A 22,722-nucleotide genomic window follows, 5' to 3' on the forward strand; every position below is an offset into this window, starting at 1 on the left:
ATTTGTCTGGGAGGACTGACCACTTGGCTTTTCTTCTTCGTTGTCGACAAAACCCGCAGAAAACGCCGTCAAGCGCCAAAAACCAGGAATCACATTGACCGGTCCGAGTGCTAGCAACAAGTCAAATGCAAATCCAATCTTTGGCGTTCCGATTGTACGCCTCCTAGGCTCAAATCAAACTAAACGCGACCATGAAAAAGCTAGGCTATTTACTCATCGCATTCTTCCTCCTGACCGGACTGTTTTCCTGCTCGCCCACAATCCCAGAAGGCGCAGAAGCAGTCAGCCCGTTTGACAGTGAGAAATATCTCGGCAAATGGTACGAGATCGCCCGCATCGACTTCAAATACGAAGAGGACTTAAACAATACAACCGCGGAATATTCCCTGAAGGAAGACGGCACTATCAAAGTCGACAACAAAGGATACAACACTAAAAAACAAGAATGGGAGCAGGCCATCGGCAAAGCCAAGTTTGTCGGGAGTGACAGCGTCGCCAGGCTCAAAGTGTCCTTCTTTGGTCCCTTTTACTCCGGGTACAATGTGGTTGCGATTGATCCTGACTACACCTACGCGCTGGTAGCCGGAGAGAGCCTGGACTACCTGTGGATTCTTTCGCGCGAGACCACCATCCCCGAGGACGTAAAACAAGACTATCTGAAGGTCGCACAGGCCATCGGCTACGATACCGACAGGCTGTTGTGGGTGGAGCATGACAATCAGAAATAAACCAGCGATCCAACCAAACAGTAATCGGATTACGAAGCACCGGATTAGTTGATTTTCTTCCGGTTCATCTTCACAAACCCGAGCAACACGACATTCACTTTGCTGGGAAAAGTTTTTTTGCGCCCAGTAACCAAAGTGTTCAATGTTTTGTCATGGCTAGGCCACGGTTACTGACCCTTTTTTGAGACGGCGCTTCACAGGTCGGATTTTCCAATTTCCCGTCCCGCGTTTTTTTCTACCTTTGCCCTCTCATCAGAAACCCCTCCAAATCCATTACCAAATGGCTACAAAGAAAATTCAATCTGCGCTCATCTCTGTCTACTATAAGGACAACCTCGAACCCATCATCGCTCAGCTGAAAAAGCACGGAGTAAAAATCTACTCCACCGGTGGGACTCAGAAGTTTATCGAAGAGCAAGGAGCTGAAGTCATCCCGGTGGAAGATCTGACCAGCTATCCATCCATCTTCGGTGGAAGAGTCAAAACTTTGCACCCAAAAATCTTCGGCGGAATCCTCCAAAGACGAGATCACGATGGAGACCTTGACCAGGCAGTGGAATATGACATTCCAGCGATCGACTTAGTGATCGTGGATCTGTATCCTTTCGAGGAAACTGTAGCTTCTGGAGCTTCTGAAGCAGATATCATTGAGAAGATTGACATCGGAGGCATCTCCCTGATCCGTGCCGCTGCCAAAAACTTCAGGGACGTCGTCATCATCGCTTCCAAAGATCAATACACCGAGCTCGAGGCCAAATTGGCTGAGCAAAATGGCGGTACTACGATCGAAGACCGTCGTTATTTTGCAGCTCAGGCTTTCCAAGTGTCCTCCAACTACGACACGCATATCTTCAATTATTTCAACAGAGCAGAGAATATCCCTGCTTTGAAAGTATCCGAAACCAAAGCAAAATCACTTCGATACGGAGAAAACCCACACCAAGCCGCCCATTTCTACGGCGACATGGAAGCGCTTTTTGACCAGCTGAATGGCAAAGAGCTTTCGTACAACAACCTGGTTGACGTCGACGCAGCGGTGAATCTCATCGCTGAGTTTGAGGGGGAAACTGCTTTTGCAATCCTCAAACACACGAATGCCTGTGGTGTGGCCTTGGCGCCAACCGTGCAGGAAGCGTACAAGAAAGCGTTTGAAGCGGACACCACCTCTGCATTTGGCGGAGTCTTGGTGACCAATCAAACTGTAGACAAGGCCGCGGCCGAAGAAATGCATTCGCTGTTCTTTGAAGTTTTGATCGCTCCCGAGTTCACCGAGGATGCTTTGACAGTCTTGAAAGGCAAGAAAAACAGAATCCTCCTTCGTCAGAAGATGGCTTTGCCAGGCACCAAGATGATTAAAACGCTCTTGAACGGCGTGATCGAGCAGGACAAGGATTTGGCTACTGAGAGCAAGGCTGATTTCAAAGTGGTCACGCAGGTAGCTCCTACCGAAAAGGAACTGGATGCGCTGGTTTTCGCAGCCAAAGTCTGCAAGCATACCAAGTCAAACACGATCATCTTGAGTAATGACACCCAGCTATTCTCCAGCGGTGTGGGCCAGACATCACGGGTGGATGCTTTGCGTCAGGCGATCATCAAGGCAAAAGAATTTGGCTTTGAATTGAAAGGTGCCGTGATGGCTTCCGATGCCTTCTTCCCATTCCCGGATTGCGTGGAGATCGCGCATGAAGCCGGAATCACAGCGGTGGTGCAGCCAGGCGGATCTATCAAAGACCAAGACAGCATCGCTTACTGCGACGCAAACGGCATGGCGATGGTGATGACGGGCGTGAGACATTTCAAACACTGAGTTCTAGTATCAAGATCCTAGTATCAAGATTTAAGAATCTACAGAATAGAATCAAGATTCAAGAAGCCCTCTGGAAATAGCTTTCCAGAGGGCTTTCTGTTTGCTTCTCTTCACCGTGTTTCCGAAAACCTGCGCTCTCCCGCACCGTTAAATCGGAAGAATTTTGTAGACTCATTTTTGAAAACGCCCTCAGCATCCATGATCACAAACGTAAAAATCCTCGACACAAAGATCCTCTCGGACAACTGGTACATCCTCCGGAAAATCACTTACCAATACACCAAAAAAAACGGGGAAGCGATGACCCAAACCCGTGAGGCCTACGACCGCGGAAATGGCGCCACGATCTTGCTTTACCACCCGGATCAAAAGACCGTAATTCTCACCCGTCAGTTTCGCCTGCCGACTTTCATCAACGGCAACGAGTCGGGAATGCTTATCGAGGCCTGTGCAGGACTGTTGGACAACGAGAACGCGGAAGACTGCATCAAGAGGGAAACTGAAGAGGAAACCGGCTACAAGATCTCGAAGGTTCGGAAGATCTTTGAAGCGTATATGTCACCGGGTTCGGTCACCGAGATCCTCCATTTTTTCATCGCCGAATACCGAAACGACATGAAGGTAAGTGAGGGCGGCGGAGCTGAAGACGAGGAAGAAAACATCGAAGTACTGGAGATTCCAGTTGACGAGGCCATGGCGATGATCGACAGCGGAGAGATCAAAGACGGCAAGACCATCTTGCTGCTGCAATACATTAAGCTGAAGGGGTTAGTTTGAGAGGAAGATACTCTTTAAAAGACTAGCCTGTGAAAAGACCTTATCAAACGTTTCAACTTGACCCCCTATAAAAATAATTGCTAACTTATCACAACTAACTATACTTAAGCAACGGTTTCTGTTTTATATTAAGAGGTAAAGCCACCAAATACCGTTTATGACTATTGCATTTGACGACCATCATTTTCTGATTGAAGAGCCTTCTCTTTGCCCCCATTGTCATTGCACTATGATTCCCGATAGGGAATGGCAAGGTTTCTCATCAGACTCGGACAACAGCTCTATCTACATTACTATTTGGGCTTGCCCAGGTCCAGATTGTAGCAGACTGATTGTTTGTGAGCACAGCCTTTCATACGACCAACCGGTGGGAGAAACTTTTGCGGGAATAGAGGAAAGGGGTCAGCCGTTTGAAGGCTCTCCAAACGTTCTCTATCTCGCCAAGATAAAACGATTTTTGAGCGGAAGTACTAAAGGTGAAGATTGGTCGTCTGTGATTACCAATCTTGAATCAGGATTTGAAAAGGGAGGAAAATCAAAATTCATTCAAATCTACGATCAAGCTTCTCATTCAGAAGCACTTGGGCTGGATGAAATTTCCGGGATGGGTTATAGAAAAGCCATCGAACACCTCGTAAAGGATTTGGCAGTTAAGAATTTTCCAAAAGAAGCGGAAAACATTAAATCAAAATTTCTTGGCGAAGTAATTAACGACTACTTTGAAGGGAATTTAAAAGGATTACTTGAACGAGCTACGTGGCTGGGAAATGATCATTCCCACTATTTTAAACTTTTTGAAGAATTTGATTTGAGCAAACTCAAGAAACTAATTCGTCTAATCTCAGCACATTTAGAACATGAAGTTGCGCTTCAAGAATATTTGGCGATAGAAGGCAGAAAAACAAAGAGAGCCTGAATTCCCCTCTAACCTCCGGACTGGGTGGAATTTTCAATTCCATCTTAGTATCCCTACCAATTTCCAATTGGCAAAACCCCAAATGCCAGTCGCCTCCCTCACCAAAAAACTTCCAGTCGAATCGGTTAAACCTTCATCTATCCTGCGTCTCCGAACGATGGACTAGATCAGTGATTCTAGTTGGCGAGAAGCAGGATAAACAGTCACTCAGCATTTAACTTTCCTGAAGTTTAAAACTTTGGAAAAGTTAACCGAGGCCAATTCTCCAATCCTTTCATTTCCCCGCCCGAATCCCCTATTTTGCAAGCCGAACCCAAACAGGCTTTTTCCAGTTCTAGGTTCTTGATTCTAGTGTCTTGATTCTTATCATGAAATCGCATCAACTCAAGCTATACAACACCCTTTCCCGCCAGAAAGAGGATTTCGCACCCATCAGTCCGCCCTTCGTGGGCATGTATGTCTGCGGTCCGACCGTCTACGGGGATGCCCACCTAGGTCACGGCCGCCCGGCGATCACCTTTGACACGGTCAACCGCTACCTGACCCATCTCGGCTATCGAGTTCGCTACGTCCGTAACATTACCGATGTAGGACATCTCCAAGGAGATGCGGACGAAGGCGAGGACAAGATCGCCAAAAAGGCAAAGCTCGAGCAGTTGGAACCGATGGAAGTGGCCCAACAATATACCGATACTTATCATCGGGATATGGCTTTATTGAACACTTGGAAACCAAGTATTGAGCCGCGTGCCACGGGACATATTCCCGAGCAGATTGCGCTGACTGAGGCGATATTGAAGGAAGGACTGGCCTATGTAGTGGACGGTTCGGTGTACTTCGACGTGCTCAAATACAACGACATCTATCAATATGGAAAACTTTCTGGCCGCGTTTTGGACGACCTGATGAGCGGAAGCCGTGCCTTGGACGGGCAGGATGAGAAGCGGAATGCAGCTGATTTTGCCCTTTGGAAAAACGCCTCTCCGGAGCATCTCATGAAGTGGGAGTCGCCCTGGGGAATGGGTTTCCCAGGCTGGCACGTGGAATGTACCGCAATGAGTTCCAAGTATTTGGGAACCAATTTCGACATTCACGGCGGTGGAATGGACTTGCTTTTCCCGCATCACGAGGCAGAGATTGCGCAGGGCAACGCCTGCAATCATCACGATCCGGCTAAGTACTGGATGCACAACAATATGATCACCATCAACGGGCAGAAGATGGGCAAGTCTCTGGGCAACTTCATCAACCTACAGGAGCTCTTCACCGGCAACCACAAGCTGCTCGAGCAGGCTTACAGTCCGATGACGATCCGGTATTTCATCCTCACAGCCCACTACCGCTCTACGCTGGACTTCTCAAACGAAGCGCTGAAAGCTGCGCAAAAAGGCTACAAAAAACTGATCAACGGCCTTCGCATCGCCCGCATGCTGGAGTTTGAACCCGACGCGGAAGTAGCACCGGACGAAGCGCAGATCCAGCAGATCGAGTCCAGCATCGCCGCCGCGTATCGCGCGATGGACGACGACTTCAACACCGCGCAGGCGATTGGTCACCTCTTTAACTTGTTGAAAAAAATCAACTCCATCTTCACGGGACAGCTGGCATCGGCGGCTTTGGGAGAAGAAGTCTTTGCGAAACTGAAAGAAACCTTTACCACTTTTGTGGTGGATATCATGGGCTTGATTGAGGAAAAAGGCGACGTACAAAACTCTATGCTGGACTTGCTGCTGAAGCTTTACACCGAAGCAAAAACTGCCCGCGACTACGCCAAGGTGGACGAAATCCGCTCTGGCCTGAAGGCGATGGGTTTTGTAGTCAAAGACATGAAAGAAAAAATTGATTGGGCATATGAAGAATAGATTTTGGCTGCTTGGATTGCTGGTGTTCGCCTGGGCTTGCTCGGGGGAAAAAGCCGCCGAAACGGTCGTTGAGGAAGTTGTCACCAAGCCCTACCCGACCTTCAATGCAGATTCCGCTTACGCGTTCGTCGCAAAGCAGGTAGCTTTTGGCCCAAGAATCCCCGGCACCAAAGGCCACAGCGACACACAAGACTGGATGATCGCCAAGCTGGAAAGCTACGGATGGAGCGTGCAGACGCAGGAGTTCCAGGCAAAAACCTACGACGGTCTGACTTGGGATCTAACCAATGTGATCGCGTCTTATAACCCTCAAGCCACCAAGAGAGTGCTTTTGGCCGCGCATTGGGATACCCGCAGAATTGCAGACAAGGACACCGAACGACTCGATCAACCCATTGACGGCGCCAACGACGGGGCTTCCGGTGTCGGAGTGTTACTGGAAATCGCCAGAACCATCGGTTCTCAGGAGCTGAAGCCTGATGTGGGAATTGACATCATCTTATTTGACGGAGAGGATGACGGCGAACCGGAAAATACCAAAGTACCCAATACCAGTCAGGACTTTTGGTGGTGCCTTGGTTCCCAGCATTGGTCCAAAAACAAGCACACTCCGAATTATTCCGCATACTACGGAATATTAGTGGACATGGTTGGAGGTAAAAATGCCAAATTCCACAGGGAAGGGTATTCTAGAAAATATGCCAGCGGCATTCTTTCGAAGGTTTGGTCCAACGCTTCGACACTCGGATTTTCGGACTTTTTTATCCAAAAAGACGCTCCTGAAATTACCGACGACCACGCCTTTGTGAATGTAAATGCGGGCATCCCGATGATTGATATCATTGAGTTTTCCCCCGACTTTGGGTTTAGCCACTATCACCATACGCACCAGGACAACATGGAGCTGATCGATCCCCGTACACTGAAGGCCGTCGGCGAAACCGTTTTGTTCACAGTTTATCAGGAATAAGGATTTTTCTGCAAATGTTTGCTTTATTCGTAGGTGCAAACGATTGCCGCCAGAAGTACATAGAAAACTAATCGCATGAAATCGAGCAGGATAAAACCGGCGCACATTCAATTATTTATCAAACATGCGAGATTCCATCTGGCCATTGAAAATCAAACCATAAACAGATGAAATCGAGCATGTCGCCGACGACACACACTAGGATGATTGTCAGCTATGCGAGATTCCATATGACCTCTGAAAAAAAAATATAATCATATGAAAAAGGGTCATCAGATTACGATGAAGGAAATCGCCAAAAAGCTCGGCGTGTCGGTTTCCACCATTTCCAGGGCACTCAAAGACTCCCCGGAACTGCATCCTGAGACCAAACGAAAGATCGTGGAAGCTGCAAAGGAGATGAACTATCAGCCAAATCTCCTTGCACAAAGCCTGCGGATCTCACGTTCTAAGACGCTCGGCGTCATCGTGCCGGAGATCACCTCCCACTTTTTCGCCTCCTGCATCAGCGGCATACAGGACGTCGCCAACACCCGCGGGTACAACGTCATGATCTGCCAGTCCAATGAATCTCTGGAGCTGGAAAAAGCCAATATCCGCACCCTCGTCTCCAGCCAGGTAGACGGATTGCTGATCTCACTCAGCCGCGAGACGAACCAGTTTGACCACCTCTATGATCTCTATAACAGAGAGATCAACTTCGTCCTTTTTGACAGGGTGAATGAAGAAATCCCCGTATCAAAAGTGACCTTTAACGATGTAGGAGGAGCCTATCAAGTCGTGAAGCATCTACTCGAGGGAGGAAACCGCCGCATCGTCTATGTGTCCGGCCCGGAGGATCTCTACATCTCCAAAAAAAGAAAAGAAGGTTACCTCAAAGCCCTCAACGAATTTGGGATTGAGGTCGACCCGACGTTAATATTTGTCTCCGATCTGAACGTCGCCGACAACGTTCGGGTGGCACGGGAAATCACCGAAATGCAACCGAGACCCGATGCGGTCTTTTGCATGATCGACCCGGTGGCCGTGGACGTATTGACCGAGTGGAAAACCATGGGCATCAAAATTCCCGAAGACATGGCCCTCGCCGGTTTTACCAACAATCCCACCGCTGCAGTCGTGGAACCGCCGCTGACCACCGTGGCTCAACCCGGATACGAGATGGGCAAACTGGCCGTCAGCCACCTACTCGATCAGCTCGACGGCATCGCGTCAGACGATCCGATCTCCATCGTGCTCGAAACTACGCTCATGCCGCGCAGATCTTCCCAACACTTTCAAGTAAAAAAGTAATTGGTTATTGAATTGTTAGTTATTTTCTTTTTCAGATCAGCGACTAATGACCAATAACTTAATACCACTCTCATGACATCTCAAATAACCCAAACTTTCCAATCCCACTTTTCCACCTCTCCTCTTTTAGCTTTTGCCCCCGGCCGCATCAATCTGATCGGAGAGCATACCGACTACCAGGAGGGATTTGTCTTCCCAGCTGCCGTCAAACAAGGAATCTGGGTCGGGATTCAAAAAAACGATCTGGAAATCTGCCGTCTCTATTCCATGGATTTCGACCAGGAATTCACGTTTGAGCTTGCAGCTTTTTCTCCGAAAAAAGGCCATTGGGCAACCTACATCATGGGCATGGTTGCGCTGCTGAAGCAGGCAGGCTACCAAGTCCCGGGGTTTGACTTGGTCATCTCCGGAGACATACCGGTCGGCTCAGGACTGTCTTCCTCTGCGGCTCTGTCAGTTGCAATCGGCACGGCAATCTCCGGCTTGTTTGATTTCAAGATCCCCAAGAAAAATATCGCGCTCTACGCCCAAAAGTCCGAGCACCTCTATGCCGGGGTGAAATGCGGGATCATGGATCCTTATGCCTCAGCATTTGGCAAAGAAGGACATGCCATGCTGCTCGATTGCCGCAGCAATTCCCACGAAGAAATCTCTGTGGACTTGGGCGACTATTCGCTGATCCTGGTCAATTCCAATGTCAAGCACACGCTGGCGGATTCGGCCTATAACAAGCGAAGAGAAACGGTCGAGGAAAGCGTAAGAATCCTCCAGGCAACTTTCCCGGATATTATCACTTTGAGAGACTTATCTCCTGATCAGTTGGGAAAAGTTCAGCAGCTCCTTCCCGCTGCTCTTTTTCCAAAAGCCAGGCACATCATCACCGAGTGCGCACGCGTATACGAAGCAGCTGAAAAACTCAAAACCAAAGACTTGGTGGCATTCGGAGCCTTGCTGAAAGAGTCCCACAGAAGTCTCAGTCACGATTATGAAGTGAGTTGCGTGGAGCTGGATTTTTTGGCTGAGACTTCCTGGAAATTGGAGGGAGTGTTGGGATCCCGGATGATGGGCGGCGGCTTTGGAGGCTGCACGATCAATCTGGTCAGGACGGATTTTCTACCCACATTTGAGGAAAAGATGTGGGCTTCATATCAAAAAGAATTTGGCAAAAAAGCGGATTTCATCCCAGTCCAAATCGGTGAAGGAGCACGATTAATTTGAGGACCTAGCTCATTTGTTTCTAATTACTCCACATTTGGCGATTATACTGCCTTTATGTTGGTCTGATTCAGATTGGTTTGGAGTTTTTTCCTATTTTCCGAAAAAAATTCCAATACCCATGACTTACCCGAAAAACCTAAGTAGAATACTGGTTTTGCTGGCCGTACTTGGCATTGGGCTTTCCTCCTGCTCCAAAAAGCGGGAAGGCGATCCCAAGGTTCTCGTATTTAGCAAGACTGCCGGATTTTATCACGAATCCATCCCGGCTGGCATAGCCGCAATCCAGAAGCTGGGAGCCGAAAACGGCTTTCAGGTAGACACCACCAAGAATGCTGAAAACATCAATGAGGAAAATCTGGCACAGTACGCTGCGGTCATCTTCCTGAGCACCACCAGTGACGTCCTCAATCAATATCAGGAAGCTGATTTTGAGCGCTACATCCAGTCGGGTGGTGGATTCGTCGGAATCCATGCCGCAGCTGACACCGAATACGAGTGGGGCTGGTACGGACGATTGGTCGGCGGATACTTCATCGATCACCCCGGCATCAACGATCCCCATCCAAATGTCCAGCCGGGCAAGATCACCAAAACTGGCGTAAAAGACCCTTCAGTGGACTTTCTCCCAGAAAGCTGGGAACGGACCGACGAGTGGTACAGCTACAAAAATATCAATCCCGACACCAAGAAACTTCTCATGCTGGACGAAGCTTCCTACCAAGGCGGCTTTGACATGGGCGAGCATCCGATTGCCTGGATGCATGACTTTGACGGGGGCCGCGCCTACTACACCGGCGGAGGTCACACGAACGAATCCTACGAAGAAGAAAACTACCTGAAACACCTCTTGGCCGGCATCCAGTATGCCATCGGCGACAATCAGGCTTTGGACTACACCAAAGCGAAATCCAAGCGTGTCCCTGAGGAAAACAGATTTACCAAGACCGCACTTTCCACAGGTCAGTTTACCGAGCCTACGGAGATGACCATCTTGCCAAACTTGGACATCCTGGTTTCCCAAAGAAGAGGCGAAATCCTGCATTTTGACAACAAAAGTCAGGAAATGAAGGAAGTGGCCAAGCTGGATGTGTATTGGAAAACTGACGTGAAAGGTGTCAATGCCGAAGAAGGACTTTTGGGAATCCAAAAAGATCCGAACTATGCGCAAAACAACTTTGTGTTTGCGTACTATGCCCCTACCGGTGACGAAGAAATCAACCGTCTTTCCCGATTTGTCTTCAAGGATGGCGTTTGGGACATGGCCTCTGAGAAGGTGATCTTGGAACTTTACTCCCAAAGAGGGATCTGCTGCCACACCGGCGGATCCATCGCATTTGATGCGGAAGGAAATCTATTCCTGTCGACCGGTGACAACTCTACGCCATTCAACCAGCCGAATACTCCCACGACGCTCAACAGCTACGCTCCTTTGGACAGCCGTGAGGGAAATAAGCAGTGGGACGCCAGAAGAAGCTCTGGCAACTCTAACGATCTGAGAGGAAAAATTCTGAAGATCAAAGTGGCCGAGGACGGAAGCTATACTATTCCGGACGGCAACCTATACGCGAAAGGCACGGAAGGCACCCGCCCAGAGATTTTCGTTCAAGGGCTGAGAAACCCATACAGAATCTCTGTCGATCAGAAAACCGGCTTCCTCTATTGGGGTGAAGTGGGTCCCGATGCCAACAATGACTCCCTGGATGTCAAAGGCCCGAGAGGCTACGACGAAGTCAATCAAGCGAGAAAAGCCGGGCATTTCGGCTGGCCATACCTCATCGGCAACAACTACCCGTATCGGGAGTTTAACTACGAAACAGGCGAAACCGGAGCAGCTTTTGACCCGGCTGGCCCAGTCAACAACTCTCCGAACAATACCGGCTTGAAAGTCCTCCCTCCCGTAGAACCTGCTTTCATCTGGTATCCTTATGCAGCTTCTCCAGAGTTCCCTTCCTTAGGCACCGGCGGTAGAAATGCCATGGCAGGTCCCGTTTACTATTCCGACATGTACCCTGCGGAGACCAGAATGCCTGATTATTTCGATGGCAAACTCTTCATCTATGAATGGATCAGAGGCTGGATCAAAGTGGTCACGATGAAAGAAAACGGCGACTTTGACAAGCTTGAACCTTTCATGCCGGGCGCCAAATTCAATGCGATGATCGACATGGAGATGGGTCCTGACGGCAAGATCTACATCCTGGAATATGGCAACGGTTGGTTTGCCAAAAACCCCGACGCGGGACTTTTCCGGATTGACTACAATGGTGGCAACAGAGCTCCTGTAGTTACTGATCTGACAGTGGACAAAACCTCCGGAAGCAATCCGCTCACAGTGACTTTCACGGCTACGTCAAGCGATCCGGAAAAAGACGCTTTGACCTACACTTGGGATCTTGGAAACGGCGAGAACAAATCCACGACAGAGCCTTCCTTGACTCATACCTTCAACACCGTGGGAGACTACGAAGTGAAAGTGACCGCCAACGATCCTGCAGGTCTCTCCGGCGCGAGCCTTCCGATATCGGTCTATTCCGGCAACTTTGCCCCGGAAGTCCAGATCACCATCGACGGCAATCAATCTTTCTACTTCCCGGGCAAAAAGGTCGCCTATTCCGTATCGGTCACCGATCAGGACGACGCGACTGCGGGAGCAGATTTAAGCACCTTGTTTGTATCTGCGGACTACATCTCCGGTGTTGACTTGGCGGAAGCGGATATGGGGCACAAGATCATGAGCGAGGCCATGAACGGCAAAGCTCTGGTTCAGTCACTGACCTGTAAGACCTGTCACAAAGAGAGTGAAAAGTCTATCGGTCCTGCCTACACTGATGTCGCCAAAAAATACTCGGAAAGAGATCGTGACTACCTGCTCAACAAGATCAAAAACGGCGGCAGTGGAGTCTGGGGAGAAACAGCCATGCCTGCCAATCCTGACTTGAAACCTGCCGATGCCAATGCATTGGTTAGCTACGTCTTGTCACTGAAAGAAGATGCCAAGCCAAGCCTCGGAGCCAAAGGCACCTTGGACCCAACGCTGGGCAAAGCAGCTTCGCCAACGGGAGCATTGATTATCTCGGCCTCCTACACCGACAAAGGTGGCGAAAACATCAAGCCGCTTACTGGCTCCAATTCACTCGTCTTGGTTCCCAATACGGTCGATTTGGCTCAAGCGGCAGAGTTTGATGTCTATACGAAGATGGTATTTGACGGCAGACATCTGCTGATGGTTCCAGCTACCAAGGGTTCCTTTGGACTTCCTGCGATGGATTTGACCGGTATTGGTTCGGTGACCTTGATGACTGCTTCGCAAGAGCCGATCACCGTTCCCGTGGACTTTGAGATCCGCTTGGATAGCCCGACCGGACCGGTAGTAGCGACTGGATCACAGCAGCCAAGTGAAGGATCAACAGCTCCAGGAATGCCCATTAAGATGCATCAGGCACAGATTCAGGTGACAGGAGCGTCCGACGGCAAGAAGCACAAGCTGTATTTTGTCAGCGATGCGAAAGGAGCCGAACTCGGAACCTTCATCGTGATGGGAATCACGTTCAACGCGAAATAATTATTGATTTTCATTTTTAGAAAAAGCCATCCTGAGTAATCGGGATGGCTTTTTTGATTTAAGGCTTATCCCTCGCCCTGCAGTTCAACCTGAATTCTTTACGCCCCTTTCCTACAAATACCTGAAAGTCCTATAGTACGATTCCTGCTTTCTCGGGTATATAGTCCGACGATTGTAAAGACCTGTCCAGAGCGACGGAAATCTACCAATTCCGTCACTGTTTAATCGAAACGCTCAAACCACTACCGAATGAAATTAACCATTGCAGCTTTTATACTCTTGGCTGGCTCAGCTTTTACTTTCCCTCAAAAGGAAAAAACCTTTCCACAGGATGTCGCAACCATCCATGCGGAAAAGCAAGGTCTGCCAGCCGAAGCCATCGACCGAATTCAAGTCATCGCTGGGATTCCGACAGCTCAGGCTCAAGGCATTTCTTTCGAATTAAAAGATGAAAAATGGACCCCTTCCCAAAATAAGATCGAAGCAAAAGCCTATCCTGAGAAAAACCTTCCCGCGGGTTCCGGCAAAGTCCTCTCGGCGGTCGATCACCTCGGCACACAATGGATCGGCACCGAAAACGGGCTGTACCGCAGCACTGCAGGAAACAGCTGGGAGACTGTACTTCCTTCAGACAATAAATACAGTTGGTCACCTCAAGACGTGGCAGCGTTGGTGGTGGACAGCAAGGACAACCTTTGGTTTGGCGCAAAACAAGGCGTCGGAAGATTGGAGGGTGGACAATGGAAACTCTTTACCGGAGCGGAAGGCCTTCCTTACAACCACTTCACCAGCGCGGCCGCCGGGCCAAACGGAGAAATCTGGTTTGGCACAGAAAAAGGAGCGATACGGGTGGAAGGCGACTATTTCTTTTACCGGTTTAGCCGCCGCTGGATGCCGGACGACTTCGTCAATGATATCGCGGTCGATAAATCCGGAACCGCATGGATCGCGACGAATAAAGGCATTAGCCAGATCGCGTCCGTTCAGATGACATACGAAGAGAAAGCGGCCTTTTTCACCAAGCTAACCGAGGACCGCCATGTAAGAATGGGCTTCGTCGCTCCCAATAACCTGATGGTCCCGTTCGACAAGGATTCCTATGAGCTGGGCATTTCGGACAATGACGGCATGTACACGTCTATGTATGGCGCCGCTCAGGCTTTCCGCTACGCGGTGACCGGCGATGCCGAAGCCAAGGAGCTGGCGGACCGAAGTTTGGTCGCCTGCAAATGGCTGGTGGACATCACGCACGAACCAGGCTTTCCCGCCAGGGTAATCATCCCGATCGACTATCGCGAGCCGGTCAACGAGCAGTACAGCCGTGAGTACAACCAGAGACATCAGCTCTCTGACCCTTTCTGGAAGGATATCTACCCGCGTTTCCCGACCAGCGAAGACGGAAAATACATGTGGAAATGCGACACCAGCTCGGATGAACTGGCCGGGCATTTCTTCTTTTATGCGATTTATTACGACTTGGTTGCCAAGACGGAGGAAGAAAAAGCGATGGTCCGCGACGTGGTGGCGGATATCACGGATCACCTGATTCGAAATGGTTTCATGCTCCGGGATCATGACGGGCAGTCTACCCGTTGGGGGAATTTCTCGCCTGAATACATGGCTTCCTTTTGGGGCTGGGACCAGCGAGGACTCAACTCGATGATGATGCTGTCCTTTCTCAACGTGGCAAGTCACGTGACCGGAGATGCCAAGTATGAGGAGACGGCCAAGATGCTTCGTGACAAATACAACTACCACATCAATGCGATGCATGCCAAGGAATTTTTCCCTCCGGACAACGTCGTACCATGGGACAACAACCTTTCGCTGATGAGCTTTTATGGCTTGATCAATTACGAAAAGGATCCCGAGCTTTTGCTGATGTACCGCGAATCGTTGGAGTACACTTGGCTCCACATCAGCAAGCAAAAGAATGCATTTTGGAACGCCATCTATGGAGCGTTGGCGGAGAAGTTTGCGCAAAAAACCAAGGAAGGCGTATTCGATCCAGCCGTCGTATTTCCCGAAAACAAGCTATATGCTCCTCAAAGAGCGAAATTATACAGTACTTGGGACGCCAAACGCGATGACATCATCGAAATGCTGGAACGTGTGCCGCTGGATATGATCGGCTACGAGATGGACAACACCCACCGACTGGACGTCGAGTTTGACCCGACACCGGGACAAAGCGCCGGAAAAGGCTGGCGATACGACACCTTCGCCGTGCCTGTCGATGAGCGTGGGCATGTGCGTCAGGACCGTGACGGCTTTGACCTTCAATTTCGGGAGGTCGGCGGTGGAGATGCCGAGCAGGAAGGTACCTTCTATCTGTTGCCTTACTACATGGCAAGGTATCATCAGCTGATTGAGAATTGATCTAAAAGAAAACCCCTCAAAAGCACTTGACTTTTGAGGGGTTTTTCAAAATCTCCGGTTGACGACTCAAGGTGACAATTATCAACTCAATTCTTCTACGGATGAAAATAGCATGTTGGACGCCAAATTTATCGGACTGTCTAACTTCTATTTAATCGGTGAGTAAGGCAGCGACTTGAAGAAAACCGCGTCGACTTTCTCTACGATCTTGCCCGATTCTTCGGAAGCGTCTCTCGCTTTCACCCAATCAGGATCTACTCTGAAGGCATCAAAAGCGGCGTTGAACGCATCTTTATTGTCATGTCCCAAGAGGTAAACCAACTTTGGCTGCGCTCCGTCTTTTTCGACAGTCAGGAAATAGGGGTAGTTTTTTAGCCCTTGCTTCGCAAACAAGTCACGGGTATGATCCCGGAAACGGGCTTGGATATTTTCGATCTTACCGGGAAAGCAATGATACGTTCTGAGCTGAAAGATGCCGCTACCGGTCGGAATCGGCGTGTCGTTCAGTTCGGGAGCCAAGACCATAAAGGTCGATTCGACTTTGGCAACTAAGGGCCCATTGACATGGGAGGCTTCATACGCCTTTTTCCACTCGGGATCATTCATGAAGCTCTCCCACATCTTGTCGCGGGAGGCCGCGTCGGGATAACCCAAGATGTAGGACATGGAATTGTCCGTATTCTCATCAGGGACGAGATAAATGATATTTACCATCCCGGCTTTTTCAAAAAGCTTCATGGTGTGATCCTGAAAACGCTTGAGCAGGTCAGGCAGTTTACCCTCATGCGCGTAATACTTGCGCATTTCGAAGTACTTGGATTTGGAGAGGTCAGGCGTCTGGGCAAATGCCCCTAAACCAATTGTCATGGCGAGTAGAAATAGAAAGATTGTCTTCATTAGGTTAATGGGTTTGTGTTGGATGTTAATTTGTAATACCACCAACCGATCGGCTAGCAGCGAGGTAATCAATTGTTTTCGTTAGATAAAGTCGACGGTCGACTGTAGCGTTATTCATCTTACCAAAGTGGCTTCAATAGGATGATCACACTATTTTTTCCAGGCCTTATACAGGGCAGGACTCAATACGAGCGCAATGGTCAACAAGCCGAAAGTCTCACGGTTTTCCTCCATTTGCTGCGTTTTCATGGTCAAGTCTTTTTGTGCCCATTCCTGGGAAACCCACTCTCCTACTCCTCCGGGAAAGAAATAAACAGCACCAAGCAGGCATAAAACCACAACGAGTGTCAGCGGGATTTTTGGGAAAATCCCCCGCATGCCAAAAAGACAAAACACCATGGCGACTCCATAAATGCTGATCCAAACTTCCGGATCCGGATCGTTGAATTGCCAATAGGTAAATAGTCCAAATAGTAAGAACCAAAGTCCGAAGTAGTACTGGTTGAATTTCATGGTTACTGAGCTTGACTGCTAAAACTAAGCAAATTTGGCATGAATCTGAAAGGCTTGTGACAGAAGGCTGCTGAGTGGAAAAAGCGTGGGAAAACATTCTTTTTTCGGCTAGATTTCGCAAAAATTCAAACCCATGATTCACTTCAAACCTGCCGAATCTCCCGAGGAACTGGAAGGCATCCTAAGCCTTCAGCGTAGCAATCTGCCAAAAAACATCACAGCAGCCGAAAAATCAGAGCAGGGTTTCGTTACGGTCAACCACAGTTTTGAGCAGCTGGCCGAGATGAATGCGATAGCGCCGCATCTGATTGCGAAAGACGGCGAGCAGGTCGTGGGCTATATCTTGGCCATGACCAAAGCCTCCAAAGCGTTGGTCCCGGTACTCGTGCCAATGTTTAACCAATTTGACGGGCTCAATTTTGGTGGAAAGCCAGTTTCATCACTCGAGTATCTCGTGATCGGACAAATCTGCGTGGACAAAAGCTACCGGGGTCAGGGGATTTTTGACAGAATGTATGCGGCTTACGGGGAGATTTTTTCCAAGCGTTTTGACTTTGCAATCACAGAGATTGCGGTATCCAACGTCCGTTCGATCAAAGCCCATCAGCGAGTCGGATTTGAAGTTATTCATGAGTTCTCTGATCAAACTGACGATTGGGCTATTGTAGCGCTGGATTGGAAAAGAATGAAAAGCAGGTCAGACAAGGACAGTTTGGACTTGAAGAAGAAATAATTTCATCCTACTTATAGGGTAATAAGTAAATGATTGGGTAAGGGAACGGGGGCCACAGGCTCCCGTTTTTTAGTTATCAAACAGACCAAACACCGGATTTGGCAGGTGTGACTTCCTGATCAGAGAATCCAATTCGCTTACTTTTTCAGGATTTTGCGCAGCCAAGTCCGTCTGCTCGCTTGGATCATCAGCGAGATTAAAAAGCTCCAATGTGATCTTGGTCGAGTCTGTCACCTGATACTTGACGAGCTTCCAGTTGTCTTTGAGGACTGCCTGCCGTCCGCCCAACTCGTGAAATTCCCAGTAGAGGTACTCATGCTCGGTTTGTTTTTTTTCTCCAACAAGGCTTGGCAAAAACGAAACTCCGTCGATGCCGGCAGGTGCTTTCTCCCCAAGAATATCGGCGAAAGTCGGCAACCAGTCCCAAAACGCAGAGACGTGGTCCGAGCTGCTTCCGGCCTTCACTTTGCCTGGCCACTTTACGATCATCGGCACATGAACGCCGCCCTCGTAGAGGTCTCTTTTGTAGCCACGGAAGGACCCATTGGAGTCGAAGAAGTCAGGATCTGCCCCTCCTTCCCGATGGGCGCCGTTGTCGGAAGTAAAGACGATGATCGTATTTTCAGCAAGTCCAAGCTCCTCCAATTTCCCCAACACTTCACCCACATACACATCGATCCGCTCTACCATCGCCGCAAAAGCAGCATGCGGATTCGGATGTGATTGATAGGCTGAGATCTTCATGTCGGGGCCATAATCCCCGCCTGGAGGTGCTACGTGAGGCTTTTCATCTCCGAATTTGGTTTTATACTTTTGCAAAATTTCATCATCCGGCGCCGCCAATTCAGCATGTGGCGTCACGATCGGCATAAAGAGAAAGAAGGGCTTTTCCTTGTTCTGCTCGATAAATTCCAGCGTTTTCTCTTGGATCACATCTGGCGCATAGGTGGTTCTTTGTGTCCAATCGTTGCCCGGCATAGGCACTTTTTGGCCGTTTTCCCAAAGATAGGCGGGATAGTACCGGTGCGCATAGCGCTGACACAGGTATCCGTAGAATTGCCCGAAACCCTGATGGATCGGCTCGCCGGAAGTTCCGTTCATCCCCAAGCCCCACTTCCCAAAAGCACCGGTGACGTAGCCCGCCTGTTGAAAGATCTTGCTGATGGTCTGAACTGAATCTGTCATGGGCAGTTGTCCCTCGGGCTGCACTTCAGAATTGCCCCGGATCGGAGTATGCCCCGTGTGTAGTCCGGTCAGCAGCGCTGACCGGGATGGGGCGCAGACCGGCGAACCGGAATAGTGCCGGGTAAACACCATTCCCTCCTTTGCGAGGCGGTCAATGTTGGGCGTCTCGATGTACTGCTGCCCCAAAAAACCTAAATCCCCGTAGCCCAAGTCATCGGCGAGGATAAAAATGACGTTGGGTTTTGCCTCGGGACTTTCACCCGAATCGCTTTCACCACAGGATAAAAGAGCCAGGCAGATGAACAGAGCTTGGGTAATGGAAAGTGAAAATTTCATAATCCAAAGTAACTTAAAATCAGAAACCCGAAGCAATTCTTCTGCTTTGATTCCTCCAAAAAGACCGGAAAACCCTATCTTCAGTTCACACCGAGTTTCCCAGCCCAAAACAACCATGCACAACCGAAGAAATTTCCTAAAATCCTCCACGCTATTCGCTGGAGGGCTTTGGCTGAGCCCAAGTCTGATCCAAGCCCGTCAAAAAATCTCCTCCAGCGATCAAGTCAGGGTGGCATTGGTAGGCTGCAACAATATGGGATTCAGCATCCTTCGTCATCACCTGGCGCTTCCGGAAGTGGAATGTGTGGCGATCTGCGATGTGGACCAAAATATCTTGGACAAGCGAATCGCCGAGGTGGAGACGGCAACTGGAAAGAAGCCTCAAAGATTTACAGACTTTAGGAAACTGCTTGAATTAAAAGAGCTCGACGCCGTCATCGTCGGCACGCCGGATCATTGGCATTGCCTGATCGCTGTGGCAGCCTGCCAAGTCGGAAAGGATGTCTATGTGGAAAAGCCCATGGCAAATTCCATCGGAGAATGCGACCTGATGGCTCAGGCTGCCGCAAAATACAACCGCATCATGCAAGTGGGCCAGCAGCAGCGGGCAGGCCGGGGATTTATCGAAGCGAGGGACTTGGTGCAAAGCGGAGCGTTGGGGAAAATCCGAAAAGTCAACATCTGGTCTAACTTCAACTACGGCCTCGGTAATATGATTGTGCCGGAGACGCCGGTTCCTGTGGGTGTGGACTACGATTTTTGGCTTGGCCCCGCTCCGTCCAGAGCTTTCAACCCAAACCGGTTTCATGGCAGTTGGAGACATTTCTGGGACTACGGAGGCGGCTTGATGTCGGACTGGGGAGTCCATTTGTTGGATATGGCCATTTGGGTAGAGGAAGAGCCCGCGGCTCCGTCGCGTGTATTGACCTATGCCCGCAATGCAGATAAGGAAGGCCGGGATCGGGACACCTTTGACACGATGAATGTGCTCTATCCCAAAAAGGACTTTCTGATCAACTACGACATGAACGGAGGCCTACAGACCGGCCCATATGGAAAACCCTACGGAATAGCGTATGTCGGTGATCAAGGCACGCTGGTCGTGAACCGCAACGGATACGAAATCTATCCGGAACTGGACCCAACCACGAAAGCCAATAAAATCGAAGCTAAGAAACTCGAAGGCACTACCGAATCCCACAATCTCCACGTGGCCAATTTTGTAGCATGCATCAAAAGCCGGGATCAGCCCAACTGTCCGCCAGAAGCCGGAAGAATAGCTGCACTCCACGCGCATATCCCCAATATAGCAGCCAGAGTGGGTGCGGAGGAGTTGATCTGGGATGATCCCAGTCGACAATTTGTCGGGAACGCAGCTGCGAATGCCTTGATCCTACCAGAATACCGAACGCCTTGGGCGCTTCCTACAATTCCAGTTTAGCCGTTCAGGTTCGTTCTGCCTCTCGTATTTTTCATCGAAAAAGCGATGGATTGGAGCGCAAGTACTACAGCGAATCTGATTGTTAAAGAACCGGACTTAGCCCTGAACCTTCAGATTATCCCCGTCCCGAAAGTGAAGTCGTCGGAACACCAAACCGGAAAGGATGGTCAAACTACCGATGACCAAGAAGGTGTAGCGAAAGGCATTGTGGACTTCATTTTGGATCAGTCTCACGTCTCCTTCAAAGAGCTTCAGCACAATCAACCCAAAAGCAACTCCAAAACCGATCGCCAACTGCTGATTGACCGAAATCAGTGAATTACCGCTGCTGGCTTGGTAATTCCTCAGGTCGGCAAGCGAGATGGAATTCATCGAGGTGAACTGGATGGAATTGAAAAATCCCAGCAAAGCAATAATCGGCAGATGCCAAAATATGGAATCATTGATCCCCGGCAAAGCCAAGGTACAGATCAAGAATCCGATCATAAACGTATTCGCCATCAGCGTATTTCGATAGCCAAACCTGTCAAGAATCCCGATCACGACCGATTTGCCAAACATCGCAGTCAAGGCCATCGGCGCCACGATCCAGCCTGAGGTCACAGCCGACTCTCCGTAGGCGATCTGGATCATCAGGGGCAGCAGCAAGGGCACAGAGCTGATCCCAAGGCGCGTCGCCAGATTTCCCAAGATACCCACCCGAAAGGTGCGAACCTGGAAAAGACCCAGCGGAAAAATCGGGTTTTCCTCCCGTCGGGCATGTCGATAGTAGAAGTACAGCATCAAAAATCCCAGGACCAGAGCGAACAAAATAGGCGTCACATGAACCGTATTGCCGAGCAGCTCGAGCGAAACAGACAGCAAAAAGGAAGCGGCTGCAAAGATCAGAAACCCCTTTAGATCAAAATCCAGAACCTCAGAACGGAAATCGGGCATATACTTGATGCTGAGCAAAATCCCAATCAGTGCAATCGGCAGATTGATCAGAAAAATCCAATGCCAGGTGAGATAATCCACCATGTAGCCTCCCACCAAAGGCCCCAAAACAGGCCCGATCAACGCCGGTATGATGGCAAAGTTCATCGCCTGCACCAACTCGTTTTTGGGATAGGTCTTGAGCAGCGTCAGTCTACCGACGGGGGTCATCAAACTGCCGCCAATACCCTGCAAGACTCGGGAAAATACCAACTGGGTGAGATCTTGGGAGAGTGAGCAAAACAGCGAGCCCAAGGCAAACAGAAACAAAGCAGCGATGAAGGTCTTTTTGGTACCAAATTTATCCGCCAGAAAACCGCTGATCGGCATCAGCAAAGCCAAGGTCAACACGTAGCTGATGATGGCATTCTGCATGTCGAGCGGAGACTCGCCGAGATCCTTGGCGATAGCCGGCAGGGAAGTATTCAGGATGGTGGAGTCCAGCATCTGCATAAAAATTGCCGTCGCCAGGATAATGGGAAGCACTTTTTTGATTTGAGGGCTGAGAATTTGCTGATCCATAAATCGTCATCTTCTGTAAAAAATCTCCAGCAAAGATAACCTCCTGTCCTTGATATTCGGGCAGCAGACCTGCCAGGTCGCATAAGACTAACTGAGGAAAGAAGGGGCTGGTTCCAAGGCCTGATGATATTGAAGAAATTACCTCCGAAGCGACGAAATACGGCAACTGCAAGAATAACTTTCCGGAAAAAAATTCCAACAAGATTGAGTATCGACCCAATATTTCCAGCTGTCACTGAGGCCGAAAAACAGAAATGGGAAGCATCTCTTAACGAAAGCTTCCCATTTAATGAACTGGAAACCATAGCCTCCAACTCAATCCAAGCTACAGTTCAAAGACTCGCTTCAGTTGCCCGGGTTGAAATCTCGTTTTTCAAGTCAGTCCCCGAAAGGACATGTCCCACGTTGAATCGCCTATCGACCTTTCTGCGGTTTCCCGTCTCAGACTTTCGTTGCCGAAAGCCCCTTTGTGTCTGGCTATCCGAAAATACCCGGAGGCATCCTCTTTTTGGGCCGATCTGTTTTTGCACTTCTGCGGTTGCCCGTTGCAAATGCCTGCCGTGAAGCAGACCTTCCTTTGTGCACGATTGCTTTTTCCCGAAGGAATC

General features: G+C 49.5%; 16 protein-coding genes. 12 read left to right on the forward strand and 4 right to left on the reverse strand.

All coding sequences use genetic code 11. The features are described 5' to 3' along the window. The first annotated feature begins 191 nt into the window (after window positions 1-191). The 10 genes from G459_RS0117010 to G459_RS0117060 all read left to right on the forward strand — a co-directional run bounded on the left by G459_RS0117010 (window position 192) and on the right by G459_RS0117060 (window position 15,512). Window positions 192-728 (forward strand): lipocalin family protein, encoded by a 537-nt coding sequence (locus G459_RS0117010; RefSeq protein ID WP_026968722.1) that lies wholly within the window; start codon window positions 192-194, stop codon window positions 726-728. Between the two features lie 280 nt (window positions 729-1,008). Continuing rightward, entirely contained in the window at window positions 1,009-2,535 is a 1,527-nt protein-coding gene (gene purH / locus G459_RS0117015) for a bifunctional phosphoribosylaminoimidazolecarboxamide formyltransferase/IMP cyclohydrolase (protein ID WP_026968723.1), read from the forward strand. A 198-nt stretch (window positions 2,536-2,733) separates the two neighbouring features. Next, window positions 2,734-3,312 carry a GDP-mannose pyrophosphatase NudK gene (nudK, locus tag G459_RS0117025; protein ID WP_026968724.1) on the forward strand — a complete coding sequence of 193 codons (579 nt, stop codon included), beginning with the start codon at window positions 2,734-2,736 and terminating at the stop codon, window positions 3,310-3,312. A 157-nt stretch (window positions 3,313-3,469) separates the two neighbouring features. After that, the gene (locus G459_RS27785; protein ID WP_157373369.1) at window positions 3,470-4,228 is read left to right on the forward strand and encodes a DUF4145 domain-containing protein; all 759 of its coding nucleotides are present in this window, start codon (window positions 3,470-3,472) and stop codon (window positions 4,226-4,228) included. Between the two features lie 368 nt (window positions 4,229-4,596). Next, entirely contained in the window at window positions 4,597-6,090 is a 1,494-nt protein-coding gene (gene cysS / locus G459_RS0117035; RefSeq protein ID WP_026968725.1) for a cysteine--tRNA ligase, read from the forward strand. After that, window positions 6,080-7,060 carry a M28 family peptidase gene (locus G459_RS0117040; RefSeq protein WP_026968726.1) on the forward strand — a complete coding sequence of 327 codons (981 nt, stop codon included), beginning with the start codon at window positions 6,080-6,082 and terminating at the stop codon, window positions 7,058-7,060. Before cysS ends, G459_RS0117040 begins: the two co-directional genes overlap by 11 nt. A 258-nt stretch (window positions 7,061-7,318) precedes the next feature. After that, complete coding sequence (locus G459_RS0117045; protein ID WP_035456272.1) at window positions 7,319-8,353, forward strand: LacI family DNA-binding transcriptional regulator; 1,035 nt, start codon at window positions 7,319-7,321, stop codon at window positions 8,351-8,353. Window positions 8,354-8,425: 72 nt separating this feature from the next. Beyond that, window positions 8,426-9,571 carry a galactokinase gene (locus G459_RS0117050; protein ID WP_026968728.1) on the forward strand — a complete coding sequence of 382 codons (1,146 nt, stop codon included), beginning with the start codon at window positions 8,426-8,428 and terminating at the stop codon, window positions 9,569-9,571. Window positions 9,572-9,689: 118 nt separating this feature from the next. Further along, complete coding sequence (locus G459_RS0117055) at window positions 9,690-13,133, forward strand: ThuA domain-containing protein (RefSeq protein ID WP_026968729.1); 3,444 nt, start codon at window positions 9,690-9,692, stop codon at window positions 13,131-13,133. A 249-nt stretch (window positions 13,134-13,382) separates the two neighbouring features. Next, window positions 13,383-15,512 carry an SMP-30/gluconolactonase/LRE family protein gene (locus G459_RS0117060; RefSeq protein WP_026968730.1) on the forward strand — a complete coding sequence of 710 codons (2,130 nt, stop codon included), beginning with the start codon at window positions 13,383-13,385 and terminating at the stop codon, window positions 15,510-15,512. A gap of 147 nt (window positions 15,513-15,659) precedes the next feature. Here G459_RS0117060 and G459_RS0117065 read toward each other — a convergent pair whose 3' ends face one another. Both G459_RS0117065 and G459_RS0117070 read right to left on the reverse strand, forming a co-directional pair. Further along, a complete protein-coding gene (locus G459_RS0117065) occupies window positions 15,660-16,409 on the reverse strand; it encodes an NIPSNAP family protein (RefSeq protein WP_026968731.1) in 750 nt (249 codons plus the stop codon). 150 nt (window positions 16,410-16,559) lie between these two features. Further along, a complete protein-coding gene (locus tag G459_RS0117070) occupies window positions 16,560-16,922 on the reverse strand; it encodes a transmembrane 220 family protein (RefSeq protein WP_026968732.1) in 363 nt (120 codons plus the stop codon). A 133-nt stretch (window positions 16,923-17,055) separates the two neighbouring features. On the opposite strand from G459_RS0117070, the gene G459_RS27790 reads away from it, so the two are divergent. Continuing rightward, the gene (locus tag G459_RS27790; RefSeq protein ID WP_051315278.1) at window positions 17,056-17,655 is read left to right on the forward strand and encodes a GNAT family N-acetyltransferase; all 600 of its coding nucleotides are present in this window, start codon (window positions 17,056-17,058) and stop codon (window positions 17,653-17,655) included. A 69-nt stretch (window positions 17,656-17,724) separates the two neighbouring features. Here G459_RS27790 and G459_RS0117080 read toward each other — a convergent pair whose 3' ends face one another. Continuing rightward, entirely contained in the window at window positions 17,725-19,176 is a 1,452-nt protein-coding gene (locus G459_RS0117080; RefSeq protein WP_035456300.1) for an arylsulfatase, read from the reverse strand. A gap of 115 nt (window positions 19,177-19,291) precedes the next feature. Between G459_RS0117080 and G459_RS0117085 the strand changes: the two genes are divergently transcribed. Further along, entirely contained in the window at window positions 19,292-20,617 is a 1,326-nt protein-coding gene (locus G459_RS0117085) for a Gfo/Idh/MocA family protein (RefSeq protein WP_026968734.1), read from the forward strand. A 96-nt stretch (window positions 20,618-20,713) separates the two neighbouring features. Here G459_RS0117085 and G459_RS0117090 read toward each other — a convergent pair whose 3' ends face one another. Further along, the gene (locus G459_RS0117090; RefSeq protein ID WP_026968735.1) at window positions 20,714-22,114 is read right to left on the reverse strand and encodes an MFS transporter; all 1,401 of its coding nucleotides are present in this window, start codon (window positions 22,112-22,114) and stop codon (window positions 20,714-20,716) included. Between the last annotated feature and the right edge of the window lie 608 nt (window positions 22,115-22,722).

It is taken from the genome of Algoriphagus terrigena DSM 22685, assembly GCF_000429445.1.
Taxonomy (GTDB): Bacteria; Bacteroidota; Bacteroidia; order Cytophagales; family Cyclobacteriaceae; genus Algoriphagus; species Algoriphagus terrigena.

Excerpts from the sequence above, each read along its gene's own strand:
- G459_RS0117010 (WP_026968722.1), top strand. The coding sequence starts at position 192 with ATGAAAAAGCTAGGCTATTTACTCATCGCATTCTTCCTCCTGACCGGA.
- purH (WP_026968723.1), top strand. The coding sequence starts at position 1,009 with ATGGCTACAAAGAAAATTCAATCTGCGCTCATCTCTGTCTACTATAAG.
- nudK (WP_026968724.1), top strand. The coding sequence starts at position 2,734 with ATGATCACAAACGTAAAAATCCTCGACACAAAGATCCTCTCGGACAAC.
- G459_RS27785 (WP_157373369.1), top strand. The coding sequence starts at position 3,470 with ATGACTATTGCATTTGACGACCATCATTTTCTGATTGAAGAGCCTTCT.
- cysS (WP_026968725.1), top strand. The coding sequence starts at position 4,597 with ATGAAATCGCATCAACTCAAGCTATACAACACCCTTTCCCGCCAGAAA.
- G459_RS0117040 (WP_026968726.1), top strand. The coding sequence starts at position 6,080 with ATGAAGAATAGATTTTGGCTGCTTGGATTGCTGGTGTTCGCCTGGGCT.
- G459_RS0117045 (WP_035456272.1), top strand. The coding sequence starts at position 7,319 with ATGAAAAAGGGTCATCAGATTACGATGAAGGAAATCGCCAAAAAGCTC.
- G459_RS0117050 (WP_026968728.1), top strand. The coding sequence starts at position 8,426 with ATGACATCTCAAATAACCCAAACTTTCCAATCCCACTTTTCCACCTCT.
- G459_RS0117055 (WP_026968729.1), top strand. The coding sequence starts at position 9,690 with ATGACTTACCCGAAAAACCTAAGTAGAATACTGGTTTTGCTGGCCGTA.
- G459_RS0117060 (WP_026968730.1), top strand. The coding sequence starts at position 13,383 with ATGAAATTAACCATTGCAGCTTTTATACTCTTGGCTGGCTCAGCTTTT.
- G459_RS0117065 (WP_026968731.1), bottom strand. The coding sequence starts at position 16,409 with ATGAAGACAATCTTTCTATTTCTACTCGCCATGACAATTGGTTTAGGG.
- G459_RS0117070 (WP_026968732.1), bottom strand. The coding sequence starts at position 16,922 with ATGAAATTCAACCAGTACTACTTCGGACTTTGGTTCTTACTATTTGGA.
- G459_RS27790 (WP_051315278.1), top strand. The coding sequence starts at position 17,056 with ATGATTCACTTCAAACCTGCCGAATCTCCCGAGGAACTGGAAGGCATC.
- G459_RS0117080 (WP_035456300.1), bottom strand. The coding sequence starts at position 19,176 with ATGAAATTTTCACTTTCCATTACCCAAGCTCTGTTCATCTGCCTGGCT.
- G459_RS0117085 (WP_026968734.1), top strand. The coding sequence starts at position 19,292 with ATGCACAACCGAAGAAATTTCCTAAAATCCTCCACGCTATTCGCTGGA.
- G459_RS0117090 (WP_026968735.1), bottom strand. The coding sequence starts at position 22,114 with ATGGATCAGCAAATTCTCAGCCCTCAAATCAAAAAAGTGCTTCCCATT.